We start from the raw sequence: 23,581 nt of genomic DNA on the forward strand, positions 1-23,581 counted from the left end.
CCGCGCCGACCTCAACCGACCGCGTCAGTCCGTCAATCGATTGACCTCAGCACATCGCGAACATGGTCGATCAATTCGTTGATCTGGCCCTTGGTGATGATCAGCGGCGGCGACAGCGCGATGATGTCGCCGGTGGTGCGGATCAGCGCGCCGCGCTCGAACGCCTTGACGAAGGCCGAGAAGGCCCGCTTGGTCGGCTGGCCGGCGATCGGCGCCAGCTCGATCGCACCGATCAGGCCGATGTTCCTGATATCGATGACGTTCGGCTCGCCTTTCAGCGAATGCAGCGCGTCTTCCCAGTACGGCGCCAGCTCCTCGCCACGGGTCAGCAAGCCCTCTTCCTTGTAGGTGTCAAGCGTGCCGAGTGCGGCCGCGCAGGCGATCGGGTTGCCCGAATAGGTGTAGCCGTGGAAGAACTCGATCATGTGCTCGGGGCCGGTCATGAAGGCGTCGTGGATCTCCTTCTTCACAAACACCGCGCCCATCGGGATGACGCCGTTGGAGACGCCCTTGGCGGTGGTCATGATGTCGGGCGTGACACCGAAATAGTCGGCGGCGAACGGTGTGCCGAGACGGCCAAAACCGGTGATGACCTCATCGAAGATCAACAGGATGCCGTGCTTGGTGCAGATCTCGCGCAGCTTCTCCAGATAACCCTTCGGCGGCAGGATGACGCCGGTGGAGCCGGCGACCGGCTCGACGATGACGGCGGCGATGGTCGAAGCGTCGTGCAGGGCGACGATACGCTCCAGCTCGTTGGCGAGGTCCGCGCCATACTCCGGCACACCCTTGGTGAAGGCGTTCTTTTCCGGCAGATGCGTGTGCGGCATATGGTCGACGCCGCCGAGCAGCGTGCCGAACATCTTGCGGTTGGTGACGATGCCGCCGACCGAGATGCCGCCGAAATTGACGCCGTGATAGCCGCGCTCGCGGCCGATCAACCGGGTGCGCGAGCCCTCGCCCTTCACACGGTGATAGGCGATCGCCATTTTGAGCGCGGTCTCGACCGATTCCGAGCCGGAATTGGTGAAGAAGACATGGTCCATGCCCTTGGGCGCCAGGTCGACCAGGCGGTTGGCCAGTTCGAACACGATCGGATGGCCCATCTGGAAGGCCGGCGCATAATCGAGTTCGGCAGCCTGGTGCTGGATCGCCTCGGTGATCTTCGGACGGCAGTGGCCGGCATTGACGCACCACAGGCCGGCGGTGCCGTCGAGCACCTTGCGGCCGTCGCTGGTTGTGTAATGCATGTCCTTGGCGGACACCATCATGCGCGGCGCCTGCTTGAACTGCCGGTTTGCCGTGAACGGCATCCAGAATGCACTGAGATCGTTCGGCGTGACTTTCAGCCGGTTGGACATGACCAGGACTTCCCCTTGTAAACTGTTTCGCTGCGCCCAACGCTTGGTCTTTGCCGCGTTTTCATGCTACGCAAATTTTTGACCGATTGGACAAACGTTAGCACCGCCCTGTAGGCGGTCAAGGATTACTAGCGGAAATGCGGCACCTGAAGTGCGTTCCACAGGCTAGGGAAAAACTGGTCCAGAGAATTGGTCCAGATGAGCCTCAACACGAGGGCTTGCAACGGTGACCATCGGCACGGATGCCCCTCGCCGCACCCGCATCCAGCAGGAAAAGCGCGAACTCATCCTGGAGGCGGCGCTTGAGGTCTTCTCCACCAACGGCTTTCGCGGCTCGACCATCGACCAGATCGCCGAAGCTGCCGGCATGTCGAAGCCGAACCTGCTCTATTATTTCCGGCGCAAGGAAGACATCCACGAAACGCTGATGCAGCGCCTGCTCGACACCTGGCTGGCGCCACTGCGCGAACTCGACGACATTGGCGATCCCCTTACCGAACTGCGCAGCTACATCAGGCGCAAGCTGGAGATGGCGCGCGATTTTCCGCGCGAGAGCCGGCTGTTCGCCAACGAGATTCTGCAAGGCGCGCCGCGCATCATGCCGCTGCTGGCGGGCGAACTGAAAACGCTGGTCGACGAGAAGGCCGCCGTCATCAAGGGCTGGATGCGCGCCGGCAAGATCGCCAAGACCGACCCGTGGCACCTGATCTTCTCGATCTGGGCGACGACGCAGCATTATGCCGATTTCGACGTCCAGGTCCGCGCCGTGCTCGGACCGAACCGCGGCGGCGACGGCCGCTTCGAGGATGCGGCAAGATTTCTCGAGCAGTTGTTCCTCGATGGGCTGAAGCCGAAGGGCTAAATGGTTTCGTCATTCTAGGGCGAAGCAAGGAGCGAAGCGACGCGGCGCAGACCCTAGAATCCATGCCGCGACTTCAACGCGCCGCAAAGGTCCAAATTCTGCTCCGTAGTACTCTTCGGCAAACGTCCCGGCATGGATCCCCGGGTCTCCGCGTCCGCTTCGCCCGTGGACGACGAAGCCGAGGGGGACGCCAGCCAACCTCAGGCGCTGCGCCGCTCGGCCGGCAGCGCGTCCAGCAATGCCTGCAGCTTGGCGATCGAATTCTGCTCGGCTAACGGCGTGTAGACGATCAGCTTCATGCCCGAGCCGTCGCCGATCGACAGGCTCATATGCTCGAAGGTCATGGCGCCCGCGCTCGGGTGCCGGACATGTTTCACCCCCGACAACCGATGCGCGACGTCGCGCTGCGGCCACCAGGCACGAAATTCGGGGCTCGAACGGGTCATCAACTCGATCAGCCGCTCGAAATCCGGATCGCCGACATAGCGGGCGCTCGCGGCCCGGAACGAGGCCAGCACGGTGCGCGCCAGTTGCTCCCAGTCAACCAGCAGGTGCCGGTGATGCGGGCTCGTGAACACCATGTGGACGATGTTGCGGGCGTCACCCTCCAGCAGGCCATAATCGCCGAACACCGCCACCGCCGCCGGGTTCCAGGCCAGCACGTCCCAGCGCCGCCCGACGACATAGGCCGGCTGCAGCACCAGGCTCTGCAGCATGTGCAGCAACGGGCCATCGACCTTTTCCGGCGCTACGGCACGGCGCTCCGGCTGCTGGCGGTCGGCGAGGATGAAAAGATGCTGTTTTTCGGCGGCGTCGAGGCACAGTGCTTCGGCAAGTGCCGTCAGCACCTCGACCGAGGGCCTGACCTCCCGCCCCTGCTCCAGCCATGTGTACCAGGTCGTGCCGACGCCGGCGATCATCGCCACCTCCTCGCGGCGCAAGCCCGGCGTACGTCGCCTGAGACCGATGGCGATGCCTGTGGCCGAGGGCGTCAGCCTTTCGCGGCGCGAGCGCAGGAAGGCGCCGAGTTCGCGCCGGCGGCTGTCTTCAGCCGAACGTGTGGGGGCCGCGTGAGGTTGGGACTCCATGCGCGTATTATAGCAGTATTGATACCAGGATAAAGTTTGAACTGTTTGGCCAGCGCCAACTGCCCCATCTTCCGTTCAGAGCAACAGAACGGAGGCTCTGAACATGGAACTCAAAGACAAGACGATCCTCATCACCGGCTCGACAGACGGCGTCGGCCGCGTTGTCGCGCAACGGCTCGGCGCCGCGGGCGCCCGTGTGCTGGTGCACGGCCGCGATGCAACGCGCGGCAAGGCTGTTGTCACCGAGATCGAAGCCGCCGGCGGCAAGGCCGAGCTTCTGGTCGCCGATCTCTCTTCGCTGGCCGAGGTGCGCCACCTCGTCGAGGCGGTGCGCGCCCGGACGAACCGGCTGGACATCCTCATCAACAATGCCGGCATCGGCACAGCGGGCCAAGGTGCCAAAAGGCAGGTGAGTGCCGACGGCTATGAACTGCGCTTCGCCGTCAACTATCTCGCCGGTTTCCTGCTGACATCGGAGCTCCTGCCATTGCTGAAGGTGAGTGCGCCGGCGCGCATCGTCAATGTCGCCTCTGCGGGGCAGCAGGCGATCGACTTCAGCGATGTCATGCTGACCCGCTCCTATGACGGGGTGCGCGCTTATTGCCAGAGCAAGCTGGCGCAGATCCTGTTCACCGTCGATTTGGCCGAACAGTTGAAAGGCACCGGCGTCACCGTCAACGCATTGCATCCGGCGAGCTACATGAACACAACCATGGTCCGGCAGGCCGGGGTGACGCCGTGGAGCTCGGTCGAGACCGGTGCCGACGCCATCCTCAACCTCGCAACCTCACCCGCGCACAACGGAAAAAGCGGCCTCTATTTCGACGGCCTGCGGGAATCCCGCGCCGATGCTCAGGCCTACGACGCCAAGGCAAGGCAACAGCTGAGAAGCTTGAGCCTCGATCTCATCGGCCCGGCCTCCCCCACATCGAAGGAACAGCATTGATGACCAAGGCAATCCAACACACCGTCGTCATCGGCGGCTCGTCCGGCATCGGGCTGGCGACGGCGCGCAAACTGCTTGGCCCGGACATGAAGGTGACCATCACCGGGCGCAACGAGGAGAAACTGAAGAGCGCTTGGAAGAGTCTTGGCGGCGCTGCCGGGAAGGCTGCATTCGACGCCTCGAAGCCGGATGAAGTCACCCGGTTCTTCGAGCGCCTTGGTCCATTCGACCATCTGGTGCTCGCGGCCAGCGGCGGCAAGGGCCTCGGCCCGTTCCCGGCGCTTGACCTGAGTGACATCGGCAGTGGCGTGGAGGAAAAGGTCCGCCCGCAGCTGTCCTGCCTGCAGGCCGCCTTGCCGACACTCAACAAGGCCGGATCGGTCACCTTCATCTCGGCGGTGTCGGCGCAGCTCGCAACGCCCGGCGTCGCCGGTATCGCCGCCATCAACGGCATGCTGTTGACCGTGGTGCCGATCCTGGCGATGGAGTTGAAACCGCTGCGCGTCAATGTCGTGGCGCCAGGCGTCATCGACACGCCCTGGTGGGACTTTCTGGCCGAGGAGCAGAGGCAGGCGCTGTTTGCCGACTATGCCGGCAGGACCCCGGTCGGCCGCATCGGTCGCGCCGAAGACGTTGCCGCGGCAATAGCTTTCCTCGTCTCCAACGGCTTCATGACCGGTCAGGTGCTGACCTGCGACGGCGGACTGCGATTTGCGGCGTAGCGTTCCTCGGGCGCCGACAGGCTTTTCACCCTCAATTGGCTCTTTTTGGACCGCCCCGCACGCTCTTTTCGCCGGGGCTGTCACCGCCCGGTCTCACCGCATCTGAAGCGGTCTTTTCCGGAACATAGGAATAATCAGGCGTATCAGCCCCATACATCTTGTTGTCGATCGCCTCTTGCCAGCTGAAATCCGCGTCGGACGGTGAAACGTCGGCAATGTCATGGCGGGAGGAGCGAGAGTGCAGCCAGTTCGGGGTGATCTCTCGGACCAATTGTGCAAAGCGTCCCATCGAAACCGTTCCTTTCCTTGCCCTTTCCAGGAGGCGCGATCGCGGTTGCGTCGGCTGGATCTAAAGTTGACCTCTCAGCCAGGCCAGCGTCTCGACAACGTCGGCAAGCCCGTACCGCGCTGCGGTGTGCGCTGGTGGTTTGACGCGGATCGATATGCCGCCGGCATCATTGACGGCCTCAAAACCGTTTTCATCCGACGTGTCGTCGCCCAGGAAGACCGGGCGACGGCCCGTGAATGGCGCAATTTCCATGAAACGCCGGATCGCGGCGCCCTTGGCGGCCTCGAGCGGCAGCAGTTCCACACCGGCATTGCCGGGAACCACCCGGTAGCCCTTTGGCAGCGTGGCCAGCGCCTGCTCGACCAGCTGCGTCGCGCGCGGAAGCAGATGCGGGGCGGCGCGCGTGTGGATGGCCAGCACCCGTCCTTTGCGCTCGATATAGGCGCCACGACCGAGCTCGGCCTCGATCTCGTCGGCAAGCGCAGAAATATCCGCCGGCTCATCCGCGACTTCGACGTCGTCGTTCGGTAGGAGCCGATGTTCCAGGCCATAGAGCCCGGCGGCGCGCAGCTTCAAAGGCTGAAACAGATGATCGACAGCCGCGACGGAACGGCCTGTTATGAAGGCCAATGCCCCGTTCAGCTTGCGATCCAGGCCTTGCAGCAAGGAGCGGAGCTCGTCGCTGACCGAGACCGCGTCCGGGTGTTCGGCATGTTCCAGCAGGGTGCCGTCGATGTCGAGGAACAACGCCCATTCGCCGGTCAGCACAGTGTGCGGTTTCTCCATGACGGCCTGCGGCTTGTGCAGGGTCTCGCCAACAATATTTTGCAGCGCATCGCTCATGACATCGCCACCCGTCTGCGCTCAAAAATGGAGACGACATTGTCGACGCTGGGCGGCGGGTCGCTGACGGCACCGGTCACCCGATCGAGGTCCCCGCGCTTGCGCAAACGTGCCGCATCCAGAAGCATGCTGCCGGCCCAGCGATAGACATTGTTGTTGCGGATTGTCTCGCGCATGGGGCGCATGCGCTCGCGCTGTTCTTCGGGCGACATGGTCAGTGCCTGCAACAGCGCTCCGCTCATCATGGCGGCATCGTAAGGGTTGACGATAAGCGCCTCCAGCAATTCGCGCGAGGCGCCGGCGAATGTGCTGAGCATCAAAACGCCCTGCTCGTCGTCGCGCGCGGCGACGAATTCCTTTGCGACGAGGTTCATGCCGTCATGCAGGCTGGTGACCATGCATATGTCGGCGGCCCGATAGATCTCGTAGACCTGTTCTTGCGAGTGATGTTCGGCCACCATGATCACCGGCCTGTAGCCCTCGCTGCCATAACGCCGGTTGAGCTCTTCGGCATAACGGTGGCACTCGTCATGGAGCAGCTTGTAGGCAGGCAGCGTGCCGCGGCTGGGTGCCGCGATCTGCAGGAAGACCAGTTTTCCGATCCACTCAGGCTGTCGCTTGAACAATTCGTTCAAAGCGTGAAACCGATCGAGAATGCCCTTGGTATAATCGAGGCGCTCGACCCCGACGGCCAGCTTCACATCCGCTTTAAGGCCGAACCTCTCGCGCATGCGAGCGCGGCAATCGTCGACAGCGGGAAGTTTCGCCAGCAGGTCCGCCGGCCATTCTATCGAAATCGGATAGGCGTGCACCAATGTGGTCCGTCCGCCGTAGGAGATGGCCGCATCGGCCCGCTCGATGCGGCTTTCCAGGAAGCGATCGACGCTTTCGGTGAAATTGTTGGCATGGAACTGAGTGTGGAAGCCGATGATCGAGCTGCCGAGCAGGCCTTCGAGGATGCGTTCACGCCATGGGCAGATGCTGTACACTTCCGAATTTGGCCACGGGATGTGCCAGAAAGTGATGACGATCGCCTCCGGCAAGCGCTCGCGGATCATGCGCGGCAGCAGCGCGAAATGGTAATCCTGGACCAGCACGATCGGCCGCTCGTTGCGCGCCTCGGCAACCACCGTATCGGCAAACTTCCGGTTGACGGCTTCATAGGCAGCCCAGTCGGAGGCACGAAAAATCGGCCGGGTGAAGGCGATATGGCAAAGCGGCCAAAGGCCCTCATTGGCGAAACCGAGATAATAGCCCTGATGCTCTTCCTCCGTCAGCCAGACCCGGCGCAGCGTGTAGGACGGGTTGCCAGGCGGCACCTGCACGCGATCGTGGTCGTCGACGGTAAGGCGGTCCGCCGTTCCGCCGCCATAGGCGATCCAGGTGCCCGCACAGGCGCGGGTAATGGGCTCGAGCGCCGACACCAGCCCGCTGGCCGGGACGAGCAACTCGACGCCGTCGTCCTTCACATTGTGGATGTACGGCTCGCGATTGGACACCACGATAACCTGCGCATCGGGCAGATCGTCGGCCAGGATCTTGCGCAATGTTTCTGGCGACCAGGTCACCAGCGCGGCATCGGCCGATTGGCCGTTCTTTTCGAACTCCCGTATCACCTTGCGCGCGGCCTCCGCCGCCACATCTTCGCCTGCCGTATGTGGGACGGCAGGAGGATGACGGCGACGGTGCCGCGATATGGAGAGGAATACGGCAAGAGCGGAAAAACCGAGGCTCGCGAAAATCAGAACCCAGAGCAGGTCCGCACCGTAGTTTGTCATTGAACGTCAACTCACCCCGGCCGTCGGCGACCGTTTGTTCGTGTTTCCCGTTTGAAACGGTCCGCCGGCCACGTGGTCGGCGTTCGGACCAGTGTTTTTGCAACGCACAAGGCCTGGATCGGTTCCGCCAATTTTGTTCGGATCATGTTCTTACTATGAGCGGCACCAGCCCTTCATGGCGGTCGGCCAGGAAAGCGACGACCCGGTCGCCGACGCGCTGGAAGGTGAGATCGACGACCCGGTCGCCGACGCCCAGGTGCCGCAGTGTCAGCGTGTCGATGCCGATCGGCAGCCTGGGGCGGCCGACGCGAATCTCACCCTCCCAGCCGTCGATCTCCAGGCCAAGACAGGCCTGCATCAACATGAAAGCGGAGCCCGCCGACCACGCTTGCGGCAGGCAGGCGACGGGATAGGCGATGGGTGCTTCGCCCGGCGCACGTGTAAAACCGCAGAACAGTTCGGGCAGCCGCATGTTGAAATGGACCGCGGATTCGAACGTGCCGCTCATCAGGCGAACCACGCTTTCGCGCTCGCCATAGCGCGCCAGCCCGGCACCGCAAAGGGCGGTATCGTGCGGCCAGATCGAGCCATTGTGGTACGACATCGGATTGAAGAACACGGCATCGTCGGCGAGCGTCCGCAGTCCCCAGCCCGAATGGAAGGAGGCGGAAAGCAGCTGGTCAGCCACCATCTGGGCCCGCGCCGGCTCAGGCAATCCGACAAAGAGCAGATGCCCCGCATTCGAGGTCCGCACCTTGCAGGGCTCGCCGGCACCGTCGATTGCCAGCGCATAGAAGCCGAGATCGTCAAGCCAGAAATCCCGTTCCACGGCAACCCGCATCGCTTCGGCGCGATCATCCCAGTGGTCGGCCCTGTCGTTCTCGCCCCGGCGACGGGCAAGTGCCGCCAGCCCCCGGAAGGCGGCAAAGACGTAGCCCTGCACTTCGACAAGGGCGATCGGGCCCTTGGGAATGCGGCCATCGGCATGGAAGACCGAATCGAAACTGTCCTTCCATCCCTGGTTGGCGAGGCCGGACTCGGCCGCTCGCTGGTAAGTCACGAATCCGGTCTCCCGGCCCGCCTCCTCCGTCCATTCGGCCGCGGCGCACAGCGACGGCCACAGGCCGTCGATGAACGCCATGTCACCGGTACGATCGGCGTAGGCACAGGCAAGATAGATGTAGAGCGGTGTCGTATCGACGCCACCGTAGTAGCGGCCAAAGGGAAGCTCCCGCAGCGCCACCATTTCGCCCTTGCGGGTCTCGTGCATGATCTTGCCCGGCTGCGAATCGCTGAACGGCGATGTCTCGGTCGCCTGATGCTGGGCCAGAAAGGCCAACACGCCCCGCGCCAATCCCGGATTGAGCCACAGCATCTGCAGTGCCGAGATGACACCGTCGCGGCCGAACGCCGTCGAGAACCAGGGGATGCCGGCATAGGGATAGGGGCCGGTCGCCAGCTCGGTGGTCAGCAGCGCGACATCGGCGCGGGCGCGCTCGACCCAGTCGTTGAAGACACGGCCCGAGCTGCGCACCGTCGCGCCATGGCGACGTTTGGCCCGCATGCCAAAGCGGGCGCGGGCGGCAGCGGCGCGGAACCGGTCGCGGTCGGGCTTGTCGGCTACCGCGGGACCGACCTCGACATAAAGCACCTTCCTGCTACGCTTGGTCACGGCGATCAGGAAATCGGCACGGTTGGCACTCAGTTGGTCCGGCGCCTGCGAGAACGATATCGCCGAGAGGCGGGCCAGGCCATCGAGCCCATCATAGCGCAGCAGGACCGACGTCGCGTTTGTTTCGGCGGCATGGGCCAGCCCGCGCTTCAGCCGTGTCGAGCCACGCACTTCAAACATGTCGCGGAAATCGGCGGAGTAGTGCAGGGAAACGCTGATCGTCGAGTGTTCCCGGCTGTAATTGGAAAGGGTGATGCGTTCAAACAGCCTGTCCTGCCAAAGCAGTCTGACGCGTTCGATGTGAATGGCTCCCTGCGGGATGTCGCGTCCACCGGCGCTCTGTATCGGCAGATTGGTCAAATTGGTGGTGAACAGCACATTGTCCTGGCTGAGCGAGGCGCCGAGCAGAGATGTCTGCCTGCCGCCGACGGTCAGCCGGAACTCGGAAAGGACCCGCGTGTCGTCGCGAAAGAAACCGTCGCCGGCGCCACGTATGTCGCCATAGGCGTCGGCAACGGCGAAGCAATCGCCCTGCTTGAGCGCAAACAACCGATGCGGCTCGCGAGGGGCGGTGGCGTCGAGCGATGCAAGCGCAACCGCAGGATCGAGCTGGCGCTCATCGAGTTGGGCCATTCGTCACAGATCCCTGTTGTTTCGTTGCCGTGGCTCGAGCACGTCGCCGCTCAAGACGCCTTCGCCGTGCTCGGGACGCCGATCAGGCCCGCATAGGCGGCCAGATAGTCGCCGGCCATTCTCCTGGCGGAGAACCGCTTTTCGAAAACGGCCCTCACCTTTCGCCTGTCGAGTTGCAGCAAGTCCGGCACCGCAGCGACCGCGCTATCCATTGTGTCAGCGATAAAACCGGTGACGCCTTGATCGATGATCTCCGGCAGCGCACCGCAACTCCAGCCGATGACCGGTGTGCCGCAGGCCATTGCCTCGATGGCGGCAAGGCCGAACGGCTCCGGCCAGTCGATCGGGAACAGCAGGCCGGCCGCCTTGCCGAGAAATTCCGCCTTCTGGTTTTCCTCGATCTCACCGACATAGACAACGCGATCGCCATCGATCAAAGGCTCGACCACCTCACGGAAATAGGCGCGATCGTCGTCGCCGATCTTTGCCGCGAGCTTGAGCTTGAGCCCCGAACGCAAGGCGATCTCGATGGCGCGATCCGGGCGCTTGTCGCGTGAGAACCGGCCGAGGAAGGCAAGGTAGGGTTCTTCGGCGGCCGTCTCGAACGTCGGCTCGTAGAGAGCAGTCGGCAATCCGTGATGGATCGTCGCCAACCAGTTGGCGTTGGCAAGGCCCGCCTTCTGGCTGTGCGAAATGGAAATCAGGGGAAAGCGCGGGAACCTTTCATAGGCCGGCGCCAGGTCGACATAATCCAGCCTGCCATGCGGCGTCGTCACCGTCCGCTCCGCAATATCCTCAAAGAAGGAAAAGTGCAGGAAGTGGCTGAGGTGGAAGTGGATGACGTCGAACTCCGACGCCCGTTCCCTCAGCTGCGCAAGCATCGAAAGATGCGCCGCGATCTCGGATTTGAGCGGACGCGGATCGAGGCGCAACGCGCGTTCCCGGCTGGGTACCAGCTTCGCGGAGGTCTGGCTGTCGCCACTGGCAAACAGCGTCACCTCATGACCCAGATCGACCAGCGCTTCGGTCAGATACGAGACGATGCGCTCGGTGCCGCCATAGAGCCTTGGCGGCACCGATTCATAAAGCGGCGCGACATGGGCGATTTTCATATTTCATCCTGGATGCTGGGCATGCAGGTGTGAAATGCGTCAACGGCTCGATTGGTTCCGATTTTATGGTCGAGCCGTCGGCACCAGAGGCCGCAGTCGGCATGGAACTGTGCGTCAAACGGATTGCGCGATCAGGGTCAGAAAGCCACCGCTCAGGGCAACATTCCCGACGAAGCCATTGATGCGGGACGCACGGTCCGGACCCTGATGGTCCCAGAAATTGTGGAACATCGGCGTGGCGACGATGAGGAACAGCAGCAGCACCGTGGCCGCGAGTGCCGTCCACAATCCTGCGATGACCAGCACACCGGCGGCGACCTGAAGTACGATACCAGTCCACAGTGCCAACCGCGCCTGCGGCACACCGCGCGCGGCCATCAGCTGGGTCAGGAAGGCCGCGTTCTGGATGTTGCGCAGGCCGGCGAAAACGAAGGCGCCGCCGAGCAGCAGGCGAGCGAGAAACAACAAGGTCGAAGGCAAATCCGCAGGCATCAAACTCTCCCCTTTAAAGGTTCAAGGCAGTGGGAGCGCGCTCTCTACGGCGCTCCCAACATGATTGGACAATCAGGCAGCCTTGGCCGCCGGCATCGGATGTATGGCCTGGAACGGGATGCACAGCCGGTTCCAGGTGTTGATCATGCCGAGCGCAACGGACAGCTTGACCAGCTCCTCTTCTGAGAAATGCTCCAGCGTACGTGCATAAAGTTCGTCCGGCACGCCATTGCTGGCGATCAGGGTGACGGCTTCGGTCCAGGCCAAAGCCGCGCGTTCACGCTCCGAGAACAGCGGCGATTCCTTCCAGGCTGAAACCAGATAGAGCCGCTGCTCGGTCTCGCCGTCGCGCCTGGCCTCGCGGCTGTGCATCTCGACGCAGAACGAGCAGCCATTGATCTGCGAAGCCCTGAGTTTGATCAGGTGCAGCAGGCTCACCTCGAGCCCGCATTCGTCCACCGCCTTGTTGAGCGCCGACACCGCCTTCATGATCTCCGGCGCTTTGGCGAAAAATTGCAGTCTCTGTTTCATCGTCTTGTCCTTTCACGTCTGCTTGGGTTTTGAGGTTTTGGGGTTAACTGGATTTCTGCGGCCGCTGGTGGCGCTCGACAAAGGCGCAGCTCGCAGCAAGCGACCTAGGATCGCCTTCTGCCGCGTAGGTGGCCACGATATCGGACAGCTTGGTCTCGGCGAGCGCGGCGCGATAGGCGCGTTCGGCCTTCAGCATCGCGGCGTTGATGCCGCAGGGTTTCACATAGGCCGACGCATCGAGCTTCACCGGACCGCGCTGGCGGATCTCGCCGCAGCGGAAGGCCGGCTCGCGGCCCTCGACGGCCAGCACGATGTCGAGCAGCGTGATGCGCTCGGCTGACCGCGCCAGCCGATAGCCACCGGCAGGCCCGGGCACCGATTCCAGGATGCGCGCCGCGCTCAGCATGTTGAGATGCTTGAGCAGATAGCTCGGCGAAAGGCCAAAGGCCTCGGCGAGAGCGGCGCCCGGCATGGTGCTATTGCCTTCCACACTGGCCAGCGTGGCGGCGCAATGGATGGCTGCTTCAACACCCTCGCCCAGCTTCATCGAACAGGTTCCTTATTCATGGATACATACTATCGTGGATAATTCTTATCCGCAATAGGAAAATGAAAAACGGCGCTCGAAAGCGCCGCTTTTCTCTTGGGGTAGTTCCTACTCCGCAGCCACCTTGGCCATCGGGTTGTTCGGGTGCGTGGTCCAGTTGGCGTAGACCGGCGATACCGGCCTGCCGGTGCGCTGGTCCATCACACCGGCTGCCAGCGGCTCCATGGTAATGCAGTTCTCCACCGGGCAGACATTGACGCAGAGATTGCAGCCGACACACTCGGCCTCGATGACCTCGAAGTGCCTGACGCCGTCGACCATGCTGGTGATCGCCTGGTGCGAAGTGTCCTCGCAGGCGATGTGGCAGCGGCCGCATTTGATGCAGGCATCCTGGTCGATATGCGCCTTGGCGACGTAGTTCAGGTTGAGATACTGCCAATCGGTGACATTGGGCGTGGCGCGGCCGACGATGTCGTCGAGCGAGGCGTGCCCCTTCTCGTCCATCCAGTTTTCCAGGCCCGCGATCATCTCCTGCACGATCTTGAAGCCGTAGGTCATCGCCGCCGTGCAGACCTGCACATTGCCGGCGCCGAGCGCCATGAATTCGGCCGCGTCACGCCAGGTGGTGATGCCGCCGATGCCGGAGATCGGCAGGCCCTGCGTTTCCGGATCGCGCGCGATCTCGGCCACCATGTTCATGGCGATCGGCTTCACCGCCGGCCCGCAATAGCCGCCATGCGAGCCCTTGCCGTCGATGGTCGGCTGCGGCGCGAAGCTGTCGAGATCGACACCAGTGATCGAATTGATGGTGTTGATCAGCGACACCGCGTCGGTGCCGCCGGCATGTGCTGCGCGCGCGGGCTTGCGCACATCGGTGATGTTGGGCGTCAGCTTGGTGATGACGGGCATACGGGTGTTCTGCTTGCACCAGCGCACCACCATTTCGATATATTCCGGCACCTGGCCGACGGCGGCGCCCATGCCGCGTTCCGACATGCCGTGCGGACAGCCGAAATTGAGCTCGATGCCGTCGGCCTCCGTCTCCTCGACCACCGGCAGGATCGCCTTCCAGGCTTCCTCGACGCAAGGCACCATGAGCGAGACGACGATGGCGCGGTCGGGCCAGTCCTTCTTGACCTGCTTGATCTCGCGCAAATTGACCTGCAGGTCGCGGTCGGTGATCAGTTCGATGTTGTTGAGGCCGAGCAGGCGGCGGTCGGCGCCCCAGATCGCGCCGTAGCGCGGACCGTTGACGTTGACCACCGGTGGGCCCTCCTCGCCCAGCGTCTTCCACACCACGCCGCCCCAGCCGGCCTTGAAGGCGCGGATGACGTTGTAGGCCTTGTCGGTCGGCGGCGCCGAGGCCAGCCAGAACGGATTGGGCGACTTGATGCCAACGAAATTGTTTCTGATATCCGCCATGCTCATGCCCTCCCGTTCAAGGTCAGTGCCCGATTGATGCTCTCCGCAGCGTCGCGTCCCTGCGCGACCGCCGAGACGGTGAGGTCGTCGCCACCGAAGATGCAGTCGCCACCGGCCCAGACCTTGGCAAGCGACGTGCGACCTTCCGAATCCACCTTGATGCGGCCGGCTTCGAGCTCGATCGATGCACCGCTGCCATTGAGGGCGGCCGGGACAAAGCTCTGTCCAATCGCCTTGAACACCTGGTCGGCAACGAGCGTCAGCGTCTCGCCGGTGCCGGCAAGCCTGTCGCCGTTGAGGGCGGTGTATTCGAGTTCGACGGCAGTGACCTTGCCGCTCTCGGCGATCACCCGCTTCGGCTGCAGCCAGTGACGGATGCTGACGCCATTGGCAGCGGCCAGATCCTGCTCGAACTCAGACGCATTCATGTGCTCCTGGCCGCGCCGGTAGCAGATCGTCACCTCCTCGGCGCCGAGCAGCTTCGACTGTACCGCGGCGTCGATGGCCGTCATGCCGCCACCGATGACGACGACGCGGCGACCAACCGGCAGGCCGGAAAGGTCGCTGGCCTGGCGCAGCTCGGCAATGAACTCGACCGCGTTGATGACGCCGTCAGCGTCCTCGCCATCGGCACGCAGCGCATTGACACCGCCAAGGCCCATGCCGAGAAACACCGCGTCGTAATTGCGGATCAGATCCGACAGCTGATAGTCGCGGCCGAGCGCCTTGCCGTTCTGGATGTCGATACCGCCGATCGCGGTCACGTAGTCGACTTCGGCCTGGGCGAAATCGTCGACGCTCTTGTAGGCGGCGATGCCGTATTCGTTGAGGCCGCCGGCCTTCGCGCGCGCCTCCAGGATGGTCACGTCATGGCCGTGGCGGGCGAGCCGGTGCGCGGCGGCAAGGCCGGCCGGCCCGGCGCCGACCACGGCGACCGTCTTGCCGGTCGGCTCGGCGCGCGGATAAAACTGCTTGTTCTCGCCCATGGCGACGTCGGTGGCGTAGCGCTGCAGGCGGCCGATCTGCACCGGCTTGCCTTCCGCCACCTCGCGCACGCAGACTTCCTCGCACAGCGTCTCGGTCGGGCAGACGCGGGCGCACATGCCGCCCAATATGTTCTGGTCGAAGATGGTCTTGGCCGAACCGATCGGATTGCCGGTCGAGATCTGGCGGATGAACAGCGGAATGTCGATCGAAGTCGGGCATGCATTCATGCACGGTGCGTCGTAGCAGAAATAGCAGCGGTCGGATTCGACCAGCGCCTCGTGGTGGTCGAGCGGCGGGTGCAGGTCGGAAAAATTATCCGCATACTGGTCGGCCGAGAGCCTGCCGCCCGCAATGCCTTCCCTGAATTGGCCTTCTGGCATCGTCAGTTCCCCATGTTTTCTTTTGGGGAAGGCTAGCACGTTTTATTTTTTTATCAATTGGTCAATTTTCGACGCAAGTCACTGAAAAGGCTCGGCAATAACATGATTTTTTTACTCATATTATTGCGACTGCGGTCGGGCTTGCAGTGCGAGCGAAAGGCCAGGCTCAAGCTTGCGGCCATGAATGGCCCTGACCTCCTGCGCCACCAATTCCTGCAATCGCCACAGATTGCGGTCGCGGATGCCGAATGCTTCGAGATGGCTGACCGTGTTGTAGAGATATTCGGCGCCGGATCCGATATGCCCGCAGGCTCTGGCCAGCACGCTCGCCACTCTGTCCAGCGGCTGGTTCAGCGACGTTCCCCTGCCCTTCACGCCGACCCAGAAGCCGAGCGCGCGCAGCTTACCCTGCGGCGTATGCACCGGCAGCCAGCGAACCGTCTCGATGCTTTCATGGTCGCTGATCTCGCGCCGCAGCAGCCTTTCGATCTGCGCCGGCTTCTCACCCTCCGGCAAGCGATAGATCACGCCGTTGCAGCGCCCGCCCCGCTCGAGCGCCATCATCAACCCAGGCTGCTCGGCGCTGCCGCGCCAGCGCACCATGTCGAGGCAGAAGGAGCGGTGCCAGCCGAAGGCCGTGGCGAGCTGTTGCTCGACCGACTCGAATTCCGGCTTCCAGATCAGCGACCCATAGGCGAACACCCATAACGGTCCCTCATCGGCTTCATTGGACAGTCGCAAGGCGAGGGTTCGAAAGTCCTCGTCGTTCATGTCTGTCCAGCTCGGGTCCGGACCGGGATCGGCCTCTTCCCGATGGCACAGTGCGACAAGCTCGGGCGTGAGCGACATCAAGCGCATGGACGACAACCCCTCATGACCGCAGAGAAATCGAAAACCGCTGGATGCGCAATCAGGGAACGCTTGGCACACACACCCATTGTTGTCCGGGCGGTGTCGGATTTCCGTCGTGAGGATCGTCCTATGATGGACGACGATCGATCCATGAAAGGTGAGGAGACCGAAAATGCCAAAAACCCCGATGCCCTTCTTCTGGTACGAATTGATGACATCAGATCTCGACGCCGCCGAGGCGTTCTACACCCAAGTGGTCGGCTGGACGGCGCAGCCTTTCGATAAGGCACCCGGCATGCCGCGCTACATCGTCATGAATGTCGGCGAACGTGGTGTCGGCGGCCTGATGACCTTGCCCGAGGATGCCGCCAAGATGGGCATGCCGCCTGCCTGGCTCGGCTATATCCACACCAGGGATGTCGACGTTGCCACGGCATCGCTGGAGAAAGCCGGCGGCACCGTTCACCGCCAGCCCGACGACATTCCGGGCGTCGGCCGCTTTGCCGTCGTCGCCGATCCGCAAGGCGCGACCTTCATGTTCCTGCAGCCGAACGGTCCCGACCAGCCTGTCGTGCCGGCCAGCACGCCGGGCCACATCGGCTGGCACGAGCTTTACACGTCGGACTGGAAAGCCGCGTTCGATTTCTATTCCGACCAGTTCGGCTGGGTCGACGCCGGCGATTTCGACATGGGCCCGATGGGCACGTACCAGACTTTTACGGCCGGCCCCGAATCCGGCGGCGGCATCATGAACAAGCCGGAGCAGATCCCGGTGCCGGCCTGGCAATTCTACTTCAACGTTGCGGCCATCGACGCGGCGGCCAAACGGGTCACCGACAATGGCGGCAAGATCCTGATGGGGCCGATGGAGGTCCCCGGCGGCAGTTGGATCGTGCAGTGCCAGGACCCGCAAGGCGCGCACTTCGCCTTGATGGCGCCAGTCCGCTGACGGCGATCGAACACCGCTGACACAAAGTGCGGGCTTTCATCGGACCACCGATGAAGGCCTCTCCCCTGCCTGGCGCCGCCTCATTCCGGCGCCAGCACCGCAACCTTCAACTCAGCTTTTTTCGCGCCGCTGAACTGAACGGTGGCCGGGCCGGGCGCAAGCTTGAAGCGCACGCTCTTGCGGATGCCAGGGCATGTTTTCACGCCACTATAGCCCGCCGACTTGATGGCCTGGCCATCCTGGATGACATCGATCCAGGCCTCCCCCGAGAGACTTATCTGGATGGCTCCCTCGGACGGCACCTCCACGCTGGCGACGGCCCCGAAACTGTCTGATGCCGGCGCACGTTCGGGCGCTACCGCAAAACCGGCTTTCTCTACCGGCACCAGCGCCAGGTCCGCAGCCGCACCAACCGCCAGTGCCGCTCCGGACGGCGTTGCCGGTGCCGCGGCAAACAGGGTCTGCTCCCGCGTCACGGGCCACTTGAAGGCCTCACAGCCGGCGTCCTCGGCCATGGCAAAGCTGGTGCCTGCAAGAATTGCGAAGAGGCTGATGGCGACTTTTTTCATGGCAAAGGGAACCCACATTTCTAGAGTGGCCGCACTAATACAACCGCAACGATAGAAATGCAACCCTTGCGGGAAAAATATGAAGGGTCAAGCTGGGGACATTTTCGATCACCGATTGTTGACGCCAGGCCATGGGAAGTGAATGGTCCATTCCTGGGCGATAATCTATGGCCGGACGGATTGAAAATGGAGTCATTATGAAGCTTTTCGAAAGCCTCTCCAGATACCAGCCGCAGGCGCTCGGCGTGTTGCGCATCATGACCGCGCTGCAGTTCATCGAGCATGGCAGCCAGAAACTGTTCAACTTCCCCGTCAGCGTCGATCCCCACGCCCTTTCCGGGCTGACCACGACTGCCGCCATCCTCGAATTCGCCGGCGGCATCCTGCTCGCGCTGGGCCTGTTCACGCGACCGGTGGCATTCCTTCTGGCCGGCGAAATGGCGATCGCCTATTTCATGGCGCACATGCCGCGCGACTTCTTCCCGGTCAACAATGGCGGCGATTCGGCGATCTCGTTCTGCTTCATCTTCCTCTATCTGGTGTTTGCCGGCGCCGGCGCCTTCGCGCTGGACAGCCGCCGCAGCGCCTGACGCCAGAAAGAGGATGCGGGCCTGGTGCATGTCGCCCAAAAGTGCCCGGCGGTTTTGGGACAACGACATCCACAAAACAGGAATCTGAAGCGCATCGGCGAAGCCGAAGCGCTTCAAGCACGCATCCGTTCGAAATTGGCGTCGAACAGCGGCACCGCCTGAATGCGCGCCGCATGGCGCTTGCCCAGCAGCTCGATCTCGAAGCCGTCGCTCTCATCAGCGATCTCCTTCGGCACATAGCCGACGGCGACGGATTTCTTCGAATGATGCGCATAGCCGCCCGACGTCACCCAGCCGCGCACCGCACCATCGAACCAGATCGGCTCATCGCCAATGACATCGGCATCGTCGGCATCGACGATAAAAGCGCGCAGGCGCAATTTGCCGCCCTGCCTGCGCTCGGCCAGCGCCGCGGCCTTGCCTATGAAATCGGCGTCCTTGCCGTAAGCAACGAAGCGGTCGAGCGCCGCTTCCAGCGGCCCGTAGATCGGCCGGTACTCGCGCCCCCATGAGCCGTAATTCTTGTCCAGCCGCAGCGCATTGAGCGCGCGCGAGCCGAACAGGCCGATGCCGAATTCCCCGCCCGCCGCCATCAGCGCTTGATAGGCGGCGCGCTGGTATTCCGGCGCCACCCAGATCTCGTAGCCGAGATCGCCGGTATAGCTCACACGGCCGACCAGGCACGGCGCCATGCCGATATCCATCCGGCCAATGGCCATGAAGGAAAAGGCCGCGTTGGAGACATCCGAGCGCGTCGCCTTTGCCAGCACATCCCGCGCCTTCGGGCCGGCGATCGACAGACCGGTGAGCTTCGCGCCCAGCGCCTCGATGCGGACCGATCCATCGTCAGGCAGGTGCTTCTCGAACCAGCGCATATGGTATTGCTCGGCGATGCCGGAGCCGGCGAGGAACCAGCCCTCGCTTCCGAGATTGGCGAGGGTGAAATCGCCGATCAGTCTGCCGTCTTCCTTCAGCATCGGCGCCAGCGTCATGCGGCCGGGCTTGGGCAGTTTGCAGGCAAGCATCCGGTCGAGCCAGGCGGCCGCTCCCTCACCCGTCACCTTGTATTTGGCGAAGCTCGAAATCTCCGACAGGCCGACACCGTCGCGAACTGTGGCGACCTCCTTGGCGACCTGCGTGAAATCGCTCGAGCGGCGCCAGGAGAATTCGTCCTTGACGCCTTCCGGCGCGTACCACAGCGGCACTTCCAGCCCATAGGCAACGCCCCATTGCGCACCCTTGGCCGACAGCAGGTCGTAGATGGGCGTCGTCTTCAGCGGCCGCCCGGCGGGCAGCTCCTCATTGGGGAAGCGGATCGAAAAGCGCCTGGAATAATTCTCGCGCACCTTGGCGTTGGTATAGGCCATCGTCGCCCAGTCGCCGTAGCGCGCGACATCCATCGCCCAGATGTCGGCGCCGGGATCGCCCTCGATCATCCAGTTCGACAAAGCGAGGCCGACGCCGCCGCCTTGCGAAAACCCGGCCATGACACCGCAGGCGACCCAGAAGCCCGGCAGCCCGCGCACCGGCCCGACCAATGGGTTGCCGTCGGGCGCGAAGGTGAAAGGCCCGTTGATGATCTGCTTGATGCCCGTGTTCTGGAAGGCCGGGAAATGGCGGAAGCCGACCTCAAGCGACGGCGCGATGCGGTCGATGTCGGGCGCCAGCAATTCATGGCCGAAATTCCATGGCGTCTGGTATTCGGACCATGGCTTGTTGGCCTTTTCGTAAGTGCCCATCAGCATGCCGCCGCGCTCCTGGCGCAGATAGAGCTCGCCATCGAAGTCGACCGCGTGGATGATCTCGGTGCCGGTCTTGGCGTTCCAGGCGGCGACCTCCGGCATGTCCTCGGTGATCAGGTACATGTGCTCCATGGCCAGCACCGGCAGTTCGAGGCCGACCATGCGGCCGACCTCGCGCGCCCACAGGCCGCCGGCGTTGACGACATGCTCGGCCACCACCTCGCCCTTGTTGGTGATGACCCGCCACAGCCCGTCAGGGCGCCGCACGATGTCCTCGACCTTGGTGAAACGCTCCACTTCCGCCCCAAGTTTCCGCGCGGCCTTGGCATAGGCGTGGGTGACGCCGGAGGGATCGAGATGGCCGTCCTCTTTGTTCCTGACCGCGCCGACGAACTGCTTGGGATCGAGCAGCGGCATCAGTTCGGCCGCTTCGTTGGGCGAGATCTCCTCGAGCTCTATGCCGAGATAGCGGCCCTTGGCGACGACGCCGCGCAGCCAGTCGAGCCGCGCCTCGGTCGCTGCCAGAAGCACGCCACCGGTCAGATGCACGCCGGTCGCCTGGCCGGAAAGCTCCTCGATCTCCTTGTAGAGATTGATCGTGTATTTCTGCAGCTTGGCGACGTTGGGGTCGCCATTGATGGTGTGCATGCCCCCGGCCGCGTGCCAGGTCGAGCCTGAGGTCAGCTCGTCGCGCTCCAGCAGGACAACATCGGTCCAGCCGTGGCGGGCGAGATGGAACAACACGGAGCATCCGACGACGCCACCGCCAATGACCACGACCTTTGCATGCGATTTCATGGATTTTTTCTCTGATATCAGTGAGTTGAATGGGTGAATGGATTCAAGCTGGGAACGATCACGGCTCTCCCTGCCCGATCGCTTCCTTGCGCCTGGCCATGTAAGCCTCTAGCGCCTCGCGCACGGCGATATCCATCACCGGCTCGACATAGTCCTCCAGCGCTTTCTTCCACAGCCGCGTTGCGCGTGCCGTGGCGTCGAGGCCGCCGGCTTCCTGCCAGGCTTCGTAATTCTGCCAGTTGGACAGCATCGGCTGGTAGAAGGCAGTGGCGTAGCGCTCCAGCGTGTGCGGCTCGCCGAAGAAATGCCCACCGGTTGGCACCGCACCCAAAGCCTCGACGGCGAGTTCCGCCTCATTGACTTCGATCGGGCGCAAGAACTCCATCATATGCTGGATCATCTCGACATCGATGATGAGTTTTTCGAACGACGCCGTCAGCCCGCCCTCCTGCCAGCCGGCGGCGTGGTAGACGAGATTGCCGTGGCCGAGCACCGCGCCCCACAGCGCCATCAGCGTCTCATAGGCGCCCTGCGCGTCGGCGGCATTGGAAGCCGAGCCTGGCGTCGTGCGGTACGGCAGCCCGTAGCGCCGCGCCAGTTGCCCTGACGCAATGTTGGCCTTGGTATTCTCAGGCGTGCCGAAGGCCGGCGCGCCCGACTTCATGTCGACATTGGAGGTGAAGGCGCCATACATGACCGGCGCGCCCGGACGGACAAGCTGCGTCAGCACGACGCCGAACAGCGCCTCGGCATTCTGCTGCGCCAGCGCCCCGGCCAGCGTCACCGGGCTCATCGCCCCCATCAGCGTGAACGGCGTCACCGCCACCGACTGGCCGAACTCGGCCATGGTCATCAGTCCTTCGGCCATCATCTCGTCGAAGCGGCGCGGGGAGTTGACCGAGATGATCGTGGTGATACCGGGATCGTCGCGCATCTGGTCGAGCGTCAGCCCACGCGAAATCGCCATCATCTCGATGCCGTCCAATGCCCTGCCCCGGCCGATCGCCGAGACATGGAAACTCTTGTCGGTCAGCGTCAGATTGGTGAAATAAGTGTCGAGATGGCGGGAGTTTGCCGGCAGCTCCACCGGCGCGCAGACCTGGTTGCCCAGCATGTGGATGCAGTTGAAATGCTGCGCCAGCCGTGTGAGATCCGAATAGTCGCGCAAATTGCCGGCGCGGCGGCCGCGCTCCATGTCATGGACATTGGGCGGCCCGGCAACGAGGGTGAAATTGATGGTGTTGCCGCCCAGATGAACCGCGTTGGCCGGGTTGCGCGGCGTCAACACATAGCTGGGCTGCGTGGTCTTCAGCACGTCTTCGATCAGGCCGCGATCGATGCGGACATTCGCTGAGGCATGATCGACCCTGGCGCCGGCCTTCTCGAACAGCGACAGCGCGCGCGGACTCATCACCTCAATGCCGAAATTCTCCAATATGTGCATCGACGCCTGATGGATCTGCTCGATCTGATCGGGCGACAGCATGGCCATTGGCGGATAGGGATTGGTCACCCGCCTGAGCGGCAGTTGCGGAATGGCCGATGGCCCCCGATTGCTGGTGCGCTCGGCGCCGCGTTTGCGTCTTGGTTCGTTCATGCCTGGCATCAAAGCCCCGGCAAACCAGGCAAGCTGTCATAAATACGCCGTTTGCGGGCGTGATTTTAGCCACGGCGGCATTTCTGCAGTATCCATTTAGAAAACACGACGAAATATGTCGGATTGTTGATATGGGATTTCCTCGAGCGACCGCTCGGGCGAAGCGTTAATGGACGCTGCAAGATTCCCTTTATGATTTCGGCCTATTGCTCTGCCGATGCGTAGTTCGAGTTTTAGTAAAATTGGTGCGGTTTGCGTGCTGCTGGCGCTTTCGGCCTGCGCCACGCCGCCCAATCACATCAACAATGTCTGCGCCGTCTTCGACCAGAATGACGGCTGGTTCGACAACTGGCAGTCTGCCGCCGAGCGCACGCAGCAGAAATACGGCATCCCCGTTCCCGTACTGATGGCGACGGTGCGCAAGGAATCGGGCTTCAAGAGCAATGCAAGGCCGCCGCGTACCAAGCTGCTCGGCTTCATTCCGTGGAAGCACGTCTCCACGGCCACCGGCTTCTCGCAGGCGCTGGACGGCACCTGGTCGCAATATCAGCGCGAGACCGGCAACTGGGCGGCGCGGCGGACGAAATTCGCCGATGCGGTCGATTTCGTCGGCTGGTATCATTCCAAGACATCTGACACCTACGGCGTCGCCCGCAACGACACCTACAATCTCTACCTTGCCTACTATCTCGGCTGGACCGCCTATGGCCGCGGCAACAGGGGCGATGCCGGTGTGCAGGGCTATGCCCGGGCCACCGACAAGATGGCGCGGGACTATGCCCAGCAGTTGAGCGAGTGCGGGAACTGATCTTGCCGCAT

Annotated in this window: 22 protein-coding genes; 6 read left to right on the forward strand and 16 right to left on the reverse strand. The window is 63.2% G+C overall.

All coding sequences use genetic code 11. The features are described 5' to 3' along the window. Positions 1-32 precede the first annotated feature (32 nt). Entirely contained in the window at positions 33-1,361 is a 1,329-nt protein-coding gene (aptA, locus tag A4R29_RS18015; RefSeq protein WP_063172511.1) for an omega-aminotransferase AptA, read from the reverse strand. A 226-nt stretch (positions 1,362-1,587) separates the two neighbouring features. Between aptA and A4R29_RS18020 the strand changes: the two genes are divergently transcribed. Then, entirely contained in the window at positions 1,588-2,223 is a 636-nt protein-coding gene (locus A4R29_RS18020) for a TetR family transcriptional regulator C-terminal domain-containing protein (RefSeq protein ID WP_013530906.1), read from the forward strand. 200 nt (positions 2,224-2,423) lie between these two features. Here A4R29_RS18020 and A4R29_RS18025 read toward each other — a convergent pair whose 3' ends face one another. Then, on the reverse strand, positions 2,424-3,311 hold the full coding sequence (locus tag A4R29_RS18025; protein WP_063172512.1) for a helix-turn-helix transcriptional regulator: 888 nt from the start codon (positions 3,309-3,311) through the stop codon (positions 2,424-2,426). Positions 3,312-3,414: 103 nt separating this feature from the next. Here A4R29_RS18025 and A4R29_RS18030 point away from each other — a divergent pair, with 103 nt between their 5' ends. Then, complete coding sequence (locus A4R29_RS18030; RefSeq protein WP_063172513.1) at positions 3,415-4,257, forward strand: SDR family NAD(P)-dependent oxidoreductase; 843 nt, start codon at positions 3,415-3,417, stop codon at positions 4,255-4,257. Further along, on the forward strand, positions 4,257-4,979 hold the full coding sequence (locus A4R29_RS18035) for an SDR family oxidoreductase (protein WP_063172514.1): 723 nt from the start codon (positions 4,257-4,259) through the stop codon (positions 4,977-4,979). The genes A4R29_RS18030 and A4R29_RS18035 overlap by 1 nt, the downstream gene beginning before the upstream one ends. A gap of 31 nt (positions 4,980-5,010) precedes the next feature. On the opposite strand, the gene A4R29_RS33225 is transcribed toward A4R29_RS18035, so the two are convergent. The 11 genes from A4R29_RS33225 to A4R29_RS18085 all read right to left on the reverse strand — a co-directional run bounded on the left by A4R29_RS33225 (position 5,011) and on the right by A4R29_RS18085 (position 16,523). Beyond that, entirely contained in the window at positions 5,011-5,268 is a 258-nt protein-coding gene (locus tag A4R29_RS33225) for a hypothetical protein (protein ID WP_024501507.1), read from the reverse strand. A 60-nt stretch (positions 5,269-5,328) separates the two neighbouring features. Further along, complete coding sequence (gene otsB / locus A4R29_RS18040) at positions 5,329-6,054, reverse strand: trehalose-phosphatase (protein ID WP_032898633.1); 726 nt, start codon at positions 6,052-6,054, stop codon at positions 5,329-5,331. A gap of 53 nt (positions 6,055-6,107) precedes the next feature. Next, entirely contained in the window at positions 6,108-7,889 is a 1,782-nt protein-coding gene (locus A4R29_RS18045; protein WP_013530900.1) for an alpha,alpha-trehalose-phosphate synthase (UDP-forming), read from the reverse strand. Between the two features lie 142 nt (positions 7,890-8,031). Then, positions 8,032-10,194 carry an amylo-alpha-1,6-glucosidase gene (locus A4R29_RS18050; RefSeq protein ID WP_063172515.1) on the reverse strand — a complete coding sequence of 721 codons (2,163 nt, stop codon included), beginning with the start codon at positions 10,192-10,194 and terminating at the stop codon, positions 8,032-8,034. Between the two features lie 50 nt (positions 10,195-10,244). Next, the gene (locus tag A4R29_RS18055) at positions 10,245-11,306 is read right to left on the reverse strand and encodes a glycosyltransferase family 4 protein (RefSeq protein WP_063172516.1); all 1,062 of its coding nucleotides are present in this window, start codon (positions 11,304-11,306) and stop codon (positions 10,245-10,247) included. A 114-nt stretch (positions 11,307-11,420) separates the two neighbouring features. After that, on the reverse strand, positions 11,421-11,798 hold the full coding sequence (locus A4R29_RS18060; RefSeq protein WP_013530897.1) for a DoxX family protein: 378 nt from the start codon (positions 11,796-11,798) through the stop codon (positions 11,421-11,423). A 72-nt stretch (positions 11,799-11,870) separates the two neighbouring features. Next, on the reverse strand, positions 11,871-12,329 hold the full coding sequence (locus tag A4R29_RS18065; protein ID WP_027160675.1) for a carboxymuconolactone decarboxylase family protein: 459 nt from the start codon (positions 12,327-12,329) through the stop codon (positions 11,871-11,873). A gap of 43 nt (positions 12,330-12,372) precedes the next feature. After that, positions 12,373-12,876, reverse strand: coding sequence for an RrF2 family transcriptional regulator (locus A4R29_RS18070; protein WP_063172517.1), 504 nt, complete (start codon positions 12,874-12,876; stop codon positions 12,373-12,375). 108 nt (positions 12,877-12,984) lie between these two features. Then, on the reverse strand, positions 12,985-14,298 hold the full coding sequence (gene preA / locus A4R29_RS18075) for an NAD-dependent dihydropyrimidine dehydrogenase subunit PreA (RefSeq protein ID WP_013530894.1): 1,314 nt from the start codon (positions 14,296-14,298) through the stop codon (positions 12,985-12,987). A 2-nt stretch (positions 14,299-14,300) separates the two neighbouring features. Beyond that, a complete protein-coding gene (locus A4R29_RS18080) occupies positions 14,301-15,665 on the reverse strand; it encodes an NAD(P)-dependent oxidoreductase (RefSeq protein WP_063172518.1) in 1,365 nt (454 codons plus the stop codon). A 120-nt stretch (positions 15,666-15,785) separates the two neighbouring features. Further along, positions 15,786-16,523 (reverse strand): gamma-glutamylcyclotransferase, encoded by a 738-nt coding sequence (locus tag A4R29_RS18085; protein ID WP_024501513.1) that lies wholly within the window; start codon positions 16,521-16,523, stop codon positions 15,786-15,788. Between the two features lie 166 nt (positions 16,524-16,689). Here A4R29_RS18085 and A4R29_RS18090 point away from each other — a divergent pair, with 166 nt between their 5' ends. Continuing rightward, positions 16,690-17,466: a VOC family protein gene (locus tag A4R29_RS18090; protein ID WP_063172519.1), complete on the forward strand. Its 777-nt coding sequence runs from the start codon at positions 16,690-16,692 to the stop codon at positions 17,464-17,466. A gap of 80 nt (positions 17,467-17,546) precedes the next feature. On the opposite strand, the gene A4R29_RS18095 is transcribed toward A4R29_RS18090, so the two are convergent. Beyond that, the gene (locus A4R29_RS18095; protein WP_084652544.1) at positions 17,547-18,035 is read right to left on the reverse strand and encodes a hypothetical protein; all 489 of its coding nucleotides are present in this window, start codon (positions 18,033-18,035) and stop codon (positions 17,547-17,549) included. 197 nt (positions 18,036-18,232) lie between these two features. Here A4R29_RS18095 and A4R29_RS18100 point away from each other — a divergent pair, with 197 nt between their 5' ends. Beyond that, positions 18,233-18,625, forward strand: coding sequence for a DoxX family protein (locus tag A4R29_RS18100; RefSeq protein ID WP_013530889.1), 393 nt, complete (start codon positions 18,233-18,235; stop codon positions 18,623-18,625). 113 nt (positions 18,626-18,738) lie between these two features. Here A4R29_RS18100 and A4R29_RS18105 read toward each other — a convergent pair whose 3' ends face one another. Continuing rightward, positions 18,739-21,165, reverse strand: coding sequence for a GcvT family protein (locus A4R29_RS18105; RefSeq protein WP_063172520.1), 2,427 nt, complete (start codon positions 21,163-21,165; stop codon positions 18,739-18,741). A gap of 58 nt (positions 21,166-21,223) precedes the next feature. Continuing rightward, positions 21,224-22,762, reverse strand: coding sequence for a trimethylamine methyltransferase family protein (locus A4R29_RS18110; RefSeq protein WP_024501515.1), 1,539 nt, complete (start codon positions 22,760-22,762; stop codon positions 21,224-21,226). 217 nt (positions 22,763-22,979) lie between these two features. Between A4R29_RS18110 and A4R29_RS18115 the strand changes: the two genes are divergently transcribed. Continuing rightward, positions 22,980-23,570, forward strand: a complete 591-nt coding sequence (locus A4R29_RS18115; RefSeq protein WP_013530886.1) for a transglycosylase SLT domain-containing protein — start codon at positions 22,980-22,982, stop codon at positions 23,568-23,570. Positions 23,571-23,581: the final 11 nt, after the last annotated feature.

Origin of the sequence: Mesorhizobium ciceri biovar biserrulae, from assembly GCF_001618845.1 — a bacterium.
GTDB lineage: Bacteria > Pseudomonadota > Alphaproteobacteria > Rhizobiales > Rhizobiaceae > Mesorhizobium > Mesorhizobium ciceri.

Coding starts and splice junctions, on each gene's coding strand:
- A4R29_RS18090 (WP_063172519.1), top strand. CDS start 16,690: ATGCCAAAAACCCCGATGCCCTTCTTCTGGTACGAATTGATGACATCA.
- aptA (WP_063172511.1), bottom strand. CDS start 1,361: ATGTCCAACCGGCTGAAAGTCACGCCGAACGATCTCAGTGCATTCTGG.
- A4R29_RS18055 (WP_063172516.1), bottom strand. CDS start 11,306: ATGAAAATCGCCCATGTCGCGCCGCTTTATGAATCGGTGCCGCCAAGG.
- A4R29_RS18085 (WP_024501513.1), bottom strand. CDS start 16,523: ATGCGCTTGATGTCGCTCACGCCCGAGCTTGTCGCACTGTGCCATCGG.
- A4R29_RS18115 (WP_013530886.1), top strand. CDS start 22,980: ATGCGTAGTTCGAGTTTTAGTAAAATTGGTGCGGTTTGCGTGCTGCTG.
- A4R29_RS18030 (WP_063172513.1), top strand. CDS start 3,415: ATGGAACTCAAAGACAAGACGATCCTCATCACCGGCTCGACAGACGGC.
- A4R29_RS33225 (WP_024501507.1), bottom strand. CDS start 5,268: ATGGGACGCTTTGCACAATTGGTCCGAGAGATCACCCCGAACTGGCTG.
- A4R29_RS18065 (WP_027160675.1), bottom strand. CDS start 12,329: ATGAAACAGAGACTGCAATTTTTCGCCAAAGCGCCGGAGATCATGAAG.
- A4R29_RS18050 (WP_063172515.1), bottom strand. CDS start 10,194: ATGGCCCAACTCGATGAGCGCCAGCTCGATCCTGCGGTTGCGCTTGCA.
- A4R29_RS18095 (WP_084652544.1), bottom strand. CDS start 18,035: ATGAAAAAAGTCGCCATCAGCCTCTTCGCAATTCTTGCAGGCACCAGC.
- A4R29_RS18035 (WP_063172514.1), top strand. CDS start 4,257: ATGACCAAGGCAATCCAACACACCGTCGTCATCGGCGGCTCGTCCGGC.
- A4R29_RS18100 (WP_013530889.1), top strand. CDS start 18,233: ATGAAGCTTTTCGAAAGCCTCTCCAGATACCAGCCGCAGGCGCTCGGC.
- A4R29_RS18060 (WP_013530897.1), bottom strand. CDS start 11,798: ATGCCTGCGGATTTGCCTTCGACCTTGTTGTTTCTCGCTCGCCTGCTG.
- A4R29_RS18045 (WP_013530900.1), bottom strand. CDS start 7,889: ATGACAAACTACGGTGCGGACCTGCTCTGGGTTCTGATTTTCGCGAGC.
- A4R29_RS18105 (WP_063172520.1), bottom strand. CDS start 21,165: ATGAAATCGCATGCAAAGGTCGTGGTCATTGGCGGTGGCGTCGTCGGA.
- A4R29_RS18110 (WP_024501515.1), bottom strand. CDS start 22,762: ATGAACGAACCAAGACGCAAACGCGGCGCCGAGCGCACCAGCAATCGG.
- preA (WP_013530894.1), bottom strand. CDS start 14,298: ATGGCGGATATCAGAAACAATTTCGTTGGCATCAAGTCGCCCAATCCG.
- A4R29_RS18070 (WP_063172517.1), bottom strand. CDS start 12,876: ATGAAGCTGGGCGAGGGTGTTGAAGCAGCCATCCATTGCGCCGCCACG.
- A4R29_RS18025 (WP_063172512.1), bottom strand. CDS start 3,311: ATGGAGTCCCAACCTCACGCGGCCCCCACACGTTCGGCTGAAGACAGC.
- otsB (WP_032898633.1), bottom strand. CDS start 6,054: ATGGAGAAACCGCACACTGTGCTGACCGGCGAATGGGCGTTGTTCCTC.
- A4R29_RS18080 (WP_063172518.1), bottom strand. CDS start 15,665: ATGCCAGAAGGCCAATTCAGGGAAGGCATTGCGGGCGGCAGGCTCTCG.